This window comes from Streptomyces sp. YS-3 (assembly GCF_045257485.1).
Classification (GTDB): Bacteria; Actinomycetota; Actinomycetes; order Streptomycetales; family Streptomycetaceae; genus Streptomyces.
In genome coordinates this window covers 19,633-27,564 of sequence record NZ_JBJHPC010000029.1, presented here as the reverse complement: position 1 = coordinate 27,564, position 7,932 = coordinate 19,633, and the positions used below count along the sequence as shown (strand labels likewise).

Here is a 7,932-nt window from a genome sequence, read left to right as displayed (position 1 = left end):
CCTCTCCCTCCTCGCCGACCACCCCGCCGCCCTTCTGCGTGCCGCCGAGCTCCGGGCGCCCGACCGGGTTGCCCGGCAGCTCGAAGCGGTTGCCGACGCTCTGCTCGGCTTCCAGCACCTCGTGCTGCCGCTCGGGGACGAGAAACCCTCGGCCGCCCACCGTGCCCGGCTCGCGCTCGCCGAAGCCGCCGGGGCGGTGCTCGCCGGTGGCCTGTCCCTGTTCGGTATCGACGCCCCTGAATTCCTGTGAACTCGTGCGAGTCCCGAGAGCCGTACGAGTCGTGAGAGTTGTGAGAGTGACCGCATGAGCCGTTCCGCACACCCCGCCGGGCCCCGTCACGCTGATGTCCTGCCCGAAGGGCACTACTCGGCGCCGCCCGCCGACCTCAACGCCCTCGACCCCAAGGTCTGGTCGCAGACCGTCGGGCGGAACGAGGACGGTGTCGTCCACGTCGGCGGGCTCGATGTCGCCGCGCTCGCCGAGGAGTTCGGCACCCCGGCGTACTTCCTGGACGAGAGCGACTTCCGGGCCCGCTGCCGCGCCTGGGCCGACGCCTTCGGCAAGGACGCCGACGTGTTCTACGCGGGGAAGGCCTTCCTCTCGCGCGCCGTCGTGCGGTGGCTGCACGAGGAGGGGCTCAACCTCGACGTCTGCTCCGGCACCGAGCTCGCCACCGCCCTCTCCGCCGGCATGCCCGCCGAGCGCATCGCCTTCCACGGCAACAACAAGTCCGAGGGCGAGATCCGGCGGGCCGTCGAGGCCGGTGTGGGGCGTATCGTGCTCGACTCCTTCCAGGAGATCGTCCGCGTCGCCCACATCGCCCAGAGCCTCGGCAGGCGCCAGCGCGTCCAGATCCGGGTGACCGTCGGCGTCGAGGCGCACACCCACGAGTTCATCGCCACCGCCCACGAGGACCAGAAGTTCGGCATCGCCCTCGCCGGGGGACAGGCCGCCGAGGCCGTCCGGCGGGCTCTGAAGCTCGACGGGCTCGAACTCATCGGGATCCATTCCCACATCGGGTCGCAGATCTTCGACATGGCCGGGTTCGAAGTCTCCGCCCGGCGGGTCGTGCAGCTCCTCGCCGAGGTACGGGACGAGCACGGCGTCGAGCTGCCCGAGATCGACCTCGGCGGCGGTCTCGGCATCGCGTACACCTCCGACGACGACCCCAGCGAGCCCCACGAGATCGCCAAGGCGCTCAACGAGATCGTCACGCGCGAGTGCGAGGCCGCCGGGCTGCGCACCCCGCGTATCTCCGTGGAGCCGGGGCGCGCGATCGTCGGGCCCAGCGCGTTCACGCTGTACGAGGTCGGGACGATCAAGCCGCTGGAGGGGCTGCGGACGTATGTGAGCGTCGACGGGGGCATGTCCGACAACATCCGTACGGCCCTCTACGACGCCGAGTACTCCGTCGCGCTCGTCTCGCGGACCTCCGACGCGGAGCCGATGCTGGTACGGGTCGTGGGCAAGCACTGCGAGAGCGGCGACATCGTCGTACGGGACGCGTTCCTGCCCGCCGACCTGGCGCCCGGCGATCTGATCGCGGTGCCGGCCACCGGGGCGTACTGCCGCTCCATGGCCAGCAACTACAACCACGCCCTGCGCCCGCCCGTCGTGGCGGTCCGCGACGGCGAGGCGCGGGCGATCGTCCGGCGCGAGACCGAGGAAGATCTCCTGCGGCTCGACGTCGGATGACGAATAAATGAAGAGAACGATGAATTGATAGTGGAATATGTGTCTCAGAATCCGGACGAGGGACGGAAACCCCCGTCCGGTGAGTGAGACTGGTCGGCATTCAAGCCGGTAGAAGGAGACGAGGTCGGATGATGCGTACGCGTCCGCTGAAAGTGGCGCTGCTGGGCTGTGGAGTGGTCGGCTCAGAGGTGGCGCGCATCATGACGACGCACGCCGACGACCTCACGGCGCGCATCGGCGCGCCCGTGGAGCTCGCCGGTGTCGCCGTGCGCCGGCCCTCGAAGGTGCGCGAGGGCATCGACCCCGCCCTCGTCACCACCGATGCCACCGCCCTGGTCAAACGCGGGGACATCGATGTGGTGGTGGAGGTCATCGGCGGGATCGAGCCCGCCCGCACCCTCATCACCACCGCCCTCGCGCACGGCGCCTCCGTCGTCTCCGCCAACAAGGCGCTGCTCGCCCAGGACGGGGCCGCGCTGCACGCCGCCGCCGTCGAGCACGGGCGGGACCTGTACTACGAGGCCGCCGTCGCCGGTGCCATCCCGCTGATCCGGCCGCTGCGCGAGTCCCTCGCCGGCGACAAGGTCAACCGGGTGCTCGGCATCGTCAACGGCACGACCAACTTCATCCTCGACAAGATGGACTCCACCGGCGCCGGGTACCAGGAGGCCCTCGACGAGGCCACCGCGCTCGGGTACGCCGAGGCCGATCCCACCGCCGACGTGGAGGGCTTCGACGCCGCCGCCAAGGCCGCCATCCTCGCCGGGATCGCCTTCCACACGCGCGTCCGCCTCGACGACGTCTACCGCGAGGGCATGAGCGAGGTCACCGCCGCCGACTTCGCCAGCGCGAAGGAGATGGGCTGCACCATCAAGCTGCTCGCCATCTGCGAGCGCGCCGCCGACGGCGGCTCCGTCACCGCGCGCGTCCACCCGGCGATGATCCCGCTCGACCACCCGCTGGCCTCCGTGCGCGGCGCGTACAACGCCGTCTTCGTCGAGGCCGAGGCGGCCGGCCAGCTGATGTTCTACGGACCCGGCGCGGGCGGCGCGCCCACCGCGTCCGCCGTCCTCGGCGACCTGGTCGCGGTCTGCCGCAACAAGCTCGCGGAGTCCACCGGACCCGGTGAGTCCGCGTACACCCAGCTACCCGTGAGCCCCATGGGCGATGTGGTGACGCGCTACCACATCAGCCTCGACGTGGCCGACAAACCCGGTGTGCTCGCCCAGGTGGCCACCGTCTTCGCCGAGCACGGGGTGTCCATCGACACCGTGCGCCAGCAGGGCCGTCAGGACGGCGTCGGCGAGGCCTCCCTCGTCGTCGTCACCCACCGCGCGGCCGACGCGGCCCTCACCGGGACCGTGGACGTCCTGCGGGAGCTCGACACCGTGCGGGGTGTCGCCAGCATCATGCGTGTTGAAGGGGAGTAACGAGCAATGACCCACCAGTGGCGCGGAATCATCGAGGAGTACCGGGACCGGCTCCCCGTCTCCGCTACGACCCCGGTCGTCACCCTGCGCGAGGGCGGCACGCCGCTCGTGCCCGCTCAGGTGCTCTCCGAGCGCACCGGCTGCGAGGTCCACCTCAAGGTCGAGGGCGCCAACCCCACCGGGTCCTTCAAGGACCGCGGGATGACCATGGCGATCACCCGGGCGAAGGAGGAGGGCGCGCAGGCCGTCATCTGCGCCTCCACCGGCAACACCTCGGCCTCGGCCGCCGCCTACGCGGTCCGGGCCGGCATGGTGTGCGCCGTCCTGGTTCCGCAGGGCAAGATCGCGCTCGGTAAGATGGGCCAGGCGCTGGTCCACGGGGCGAAGATCCTCCAGGTGGACGGGAACTTCGACGACTGCCTCACGCTGGCGCGCGGGCTCTCCGACAACTACCCGGTGGCGCTGGTCAATTCGGTCAACCCGGTCCGTATCGAGGGCCAGAAGACGGCCGCGTTCGAGATCGTGGACATGCTCGGCGACGCGCCCGACATCCATGTGCTGCCGGTCGGCAACGCCGGCAACATCACGGCGTACTGGCGGGGGTACCGGGAGTACGCGGCGGACGGGACCGCCACCCGCACCCCGCGCATGTGGGGCTTCCAGGCCTCCGGTTCGGCGCCCATCGTGCGCGGCGAGGTGGTCAAGGACCCGTCGACGATCGCCACCGCGATCCGGATCGGCAACCCCGCGTCCTGGCAGTTCGCGGAGGCCGCGCGGGACGAATCGGGCGGTCTCATCGACGAGGTGACGGACCGTGAGATCCTGCGGGCCTACCGGCTGCTCGCCGCCCAGGAGGGCGTCTTCGTGGAGCCCGCCTCGGCCGCCTCGGTCGCGGGGCTGCTGAAGGCCGCGGAGCAGGGCCTGGTGGACCCGGGCCAGAAGATCGTCTGTACGGTCACCGGCAACGGCCTCAAGGACCCGGACTGGGCCGTCGCGGGCGCTCCGCAGCCGGTCACGGTGCCGGTGGACGCCGCGGTCGCGGCCGAGCGCCTCGGTCTGGCGTAGTCGAAACCGTACAACTCCGGGTAACTCGGCACGTAGGGGCGCAGGGGGCTCGCGACACGCATCGTGCGCCTCCTGTGCGCCCTATGTCGCCACTGAACCTTCCTTCGATAGGCTGTACCCAACCCGCCCCGCCGCATATGCCGCGGTGCAGTTGCCCCTGTGGCCGTCGGGTTCCTGGGTACCTCTTCGAAAATCCCGCAGCAGTCTCACAAGGAGAGTCATCAGAGCGATGGCCGGTCCCGCATTCCGCGCCGCCGCCGTACGGGTGCGCGTCCCCGCCACCAGTGCCAACCTCGGCCCGGGCTTCGACTCCCTGGGCCTGTCACTGGGGCTCTACGACGACGTGGTGGTCCGCGTCGCCGACTCCGGCCTGCACATCGACATCGCGGGCGAGGGCGCCGAGACGCTGCCCCGCGACGAGAGCCACCTCCTCGTACGGTCGCTGCGCACCGCCTTCGACCTCCTCGGCGGGCAGCCGCGCGGCCTGGAGGTCGTCTGCGCCAACCGCATCCCGCACGGCCGGGGCCTCGGCTCCTCGTCGGCCGCCATCTGCGCCGGGATCGTCGCGGCGCGCGCGGTGACCATAGGCGGCGACGCCCGGCTCGACGACACCGCGCTGCTGGAGCTGGCCACCGAGATCGAGGGCCACCCGGACAACGTCGCGGCCTGTCTGCTCGGCGGGTTCACGCTCTCCTGGATGGAGGGGGGAGCGGCGCGGGCCATCAGGATGGACCCCGCGGACTCCGTCGTTCCGGTGGTCTTCGTGCCCGGCCGGCCGGTGCTGACGGAGACCGCGCGGGGGTTGCTGCCGCGCACCGTCCCGCACGGGGACGCGGCGGCCAACGCCGGCCGGGCGGCCCTGCTCGTGGAGGCGCTGACCAGGCGCCCCGAGCTGCTGCTCCCGGCCACCGAGGACCGGCTCCACCAGGAGTACCGGGCACCGGCCATGCCCGAGAGTGTGGCGCTGGTCAACCGGCTGCGGGCGGACGGCGTCCCCGCGGTCATCTCCGGCGCGGGACCCACGGTCCTGGCGCTGGTCGAGGACGGTGCGGCCGACAAGGTCGCACGGCTGGCGGGCGACGGGTGGGCCGCGAACCGGCTCCGCCTCGACGCCTCGGGCGCGAGCGTTCTGCCACTGGGGGCCTAGGCCATCGGGGTCAGGGACCGCCCGGGCGGGACGCGCGGCTTGCCGGTGAACGAGAGGGGGAATGTTTGTTGGATCCGGTAGTGTTAACCTCAAGTCTGCATCGGTCGTCTTCGTGGCGCGGTGCTTCGTGTCCCCTTCAGGGACCGCCTTTCTTCCGGGAGCCTCCCAAACCGCCTGCGCAGCCTGCATGAGCAGTTTCCGAGCACGCTCCGGAACCGGCACGACACCCCCCGCTTTTCCTCAGGGGGCCGAGTAGGGGAACTCGGGCCGGACCCCACGCACGTTTACCTCTCCGCCGTACGCGGCGGACCACCGCCCCGGCACGGTCAGTGACCCCAGGTCACAGGCCATGTTCGGACAGCACAACCGGTCGCCGAGCCAGACAGGCCGACGTCCGCTCCAGGGAAGGACCCTTCGTGAGCGACACCACCGATCTGATGGGCGTGACAGCCGACACTTCTGTCGACGACGCCGCGCCCGCCGCAGGTGCTGCCTCTGGCACCACCGCACGGCGCCGCCGCTCCGGCACCGGCCTCGACGGCATGGTCCTGGCCGAGCTGCAGCAGGTCGCGTCCGGCCTCGGCATCAGGGGCACCGCGCGGATGCGCAAGAGCCAGCTGATCGAGGTCATCAAGGAGGCGCAGGCCGGTTCCGGCTCCGCCGCCCCGGCCAAGGGCGCCGACGCGGCCGAGAGCAAGCCCAAGCGCCGCGCCACCTCCAAGGCCCGTACGGGCGACGAGGCCGACGGCAAGGCCGCCGCCCAGCAGCAGATCGAGATCCCCGGCCAGCCCGCCGGGGGCGCGGCCCAGGCCGAGCGGGGCCGGGAGACCGGCGCGGAGGAGCAGCCCGCGGGCGAGCGCCGCCGTCGGCGCGCCACCGCCGCGGCCGGCTCCCCGGAGTCCGCCACCGCCGTGGCCGAGCCGCAGACCGTCAAGGCCGAGGCCAAGACGGAGACCCGCGCCGAGCAGAAGACGGACGCCCAGCCCGACGCCAGGGCCACCGAGGCCGTGGACGGCGCCGAGGGCCGGCGCGAGCGCCGCGACCGCGGCGAGCGGGGCGACCGCCAGGGCCGCCAGCGCGACCGTGAGCGCGGCGAGCGGGGTGACCGCGGCGACCGCGGTGACCGCGGTGACCGTGGCGAGCGCGGCCGTGGCAAGGGCGACGACCAGCAGGGCCAGGGCGGCCAGCGCCAGCAGCGCCAGGGCAACCAGGGCCAGCAGAACAACGGCCCGCAGGACGACTTCGACGACGAGGGCCGCCGCGGCCGTCGGGGCCGCTACCGCGACCGCCGGGGCCGTCGTGGCGGGCGCGAGGAGTTCGGCGCCGAGCCGCAGGTCAACGACGACGATGTGCTGATCCCCGTCGCGGGCATCCTGGACATCCTCGACAACTACGCCTTCATCCGGACCTCCGGCTACCTGCCGGGCCCGAACGATGTGTACGTCTCGCTCGCCCAGGTCCGCAAGAACGGCCTGCGCAAGGGTGACCACGTCACCGGCGCCGTGCGTCAGCCCAAGGACGGCGAGCGCCGCGAGAAGTTCAACGCGCTGGTCCGCCTGGACTCCGCCAACGGCATGGCGGCCGACTCCGGCCGTGGCCGTCCCGAGTTCAACAAGCTCACCCCGCTCTACCCGCAGGACCGGCTCCGTCTGGAGACCGACCCGGGCATCCTGACCACGCGGATCATCGACCTCGTGGCGCCGATCGGCAAGGGCCAGCGCGGTCTGATCGTGGCCCCGCCGAAGACCGGCAAGACCATGATCATGCAGGCGGTCGCCAACGCGATCACGGTCAACAACCCCGAGTGCCACCTGATGGTCGTGCTGGTCGACGAGCGTCCGGAAGAGGTCACCGACATGCAGCGGTCGGTCAAGGGCGAGGTCATCTCCTCGACCTTCGACCGTCCGGCCGAGGACCACACCACGGTCGCGGAGCTCGCCATCGAGCGCGCCAAGCGCCTCGTGGAGCTCGGCCACGACGTGGTCGTGCTGCTCGACTCGATCACCCGTCTGGGCCGTGCGTACAACCTGGCGGCCCCGGCCTCCGGCCGCATCCTGTCCGGTGGTGTCGACTCGACGGCGCTCTACCCGCCCAAGCGCTTCTTCGGCGCCGCGCGCAACATCGAGGACGGCGGTTCGCTGACCATCCTCGCCACCGCGCTCGTGGAGACCGGCTCGCGCATGGACGAGGTGATCTTCGAGGAGTTCAAGGGCACCGGCAACATGGAGCTCAAGCTCGACCGCAAGCTCGCCGACAAGCGCATCTTCCCGGCGGTGGACGTGGACGCGTCCGGCACCCGTAAGGAAGAGATCCTGCTCGGCAGCGACGAGCTCGCGGTCGTCTGGAAGCTGCGCCGGGTGCTGCACGCGCTCGACCAGCAGCAGGCGATCGAGCTGCTCCTGGACAAGATGAAGCAGACGAAGTCGAACGCCGAGTTCCTGCTCCAGATCCAGAAGACCACCCCGGGCAACGGCAACGACTGACGTCACCGCCGCGACCTGCGCGAACGCCCTCGGCACCTCGGTGCCGGGGGCGTTTTCGCGTATCCGGGGCGCGGAGAGCTTCACCACAGGCCCCCGGCGTTCTCAAGAGGT

Annotated in this window: 6 protein-coding genes; all 6 read left to right on the top strand. The window is 71.6% G+C overall.

Annotation, left to right across the window (positions count from 1 at the left end; genetic code table 11):
- The coding region (locus ACJA3G_RS04990) for a DALR anticodon-binding domain-containing protein (RefSeq protein WP_406551641.1) at window positions 1-250 on the top strand (250 nt) is incomplete at its 5' end.
- Between the two features lie 54 nt (window positions 251-304).
- A complete protein-coding gene (gene lysA / locus ACJA3G_RS04985; RefSeq protein WP_406551640.1) occupies window positions 305-1,696 on the top strand; it encodes a diaminopimelate decarboxylase in 1,392 nt (463 codons plus the stop codon).
- Window positions 1,697-1,827: 131 nt separating this feature from the next.
- Window positions 1,828-3,126: a homoserine dehydrogenase gene (locus ACJA3G_RS04980; protein WP_406551643.1), complete on the top strand. Its 1,299-nt coding sequence runs from the start codon at window positions 1,828-1,830 to the stop codon at window positions 3,124-3,126.
- A 6-nt stretch (window positions 3,127-3,132) separates the two neighbouring features.
- Window positions 3,133-4,191: a threonine synthase gene (gene thrC / locus ACJA3G_RS04975; RefSeq protein ID WP_406551639.1), complete on the top strand. Its 1,059-nt coding sequence runs from the start codon at window positions 3,133-3,135 to the stop codon at window positions 4,189-4,191.
- Between the two features lie 229 nt (window positions 4,192-4,420).
- On the top strand, window positions 4,421-5,338 hold the full coding sequence (thrB, locus tag ACJA3G_RS04970; protein WP_406551638.1) for a homoserine kinase: 918 nt from the start codon (window positions 4,421-4,423) through the stop codon (window positions 5,336-5,338).
- Window positions 5,339-5,754: 416 nt separating this feature from the next.
- On the top strand, window positions 5,755-7,821 hold the full coding sequence (gene rho, locus ACJA3G_RS04965; protein ID WP_406551637.1) for a transcription termination factor Rho: 2,067 nt from the start codon (window positions 5,755-5,757) through the stop codon (window positions 7,819-7,821).
- The last annotated feature ends 111 nt before the right edge of the window (window positions 7,822-7,932 follow it).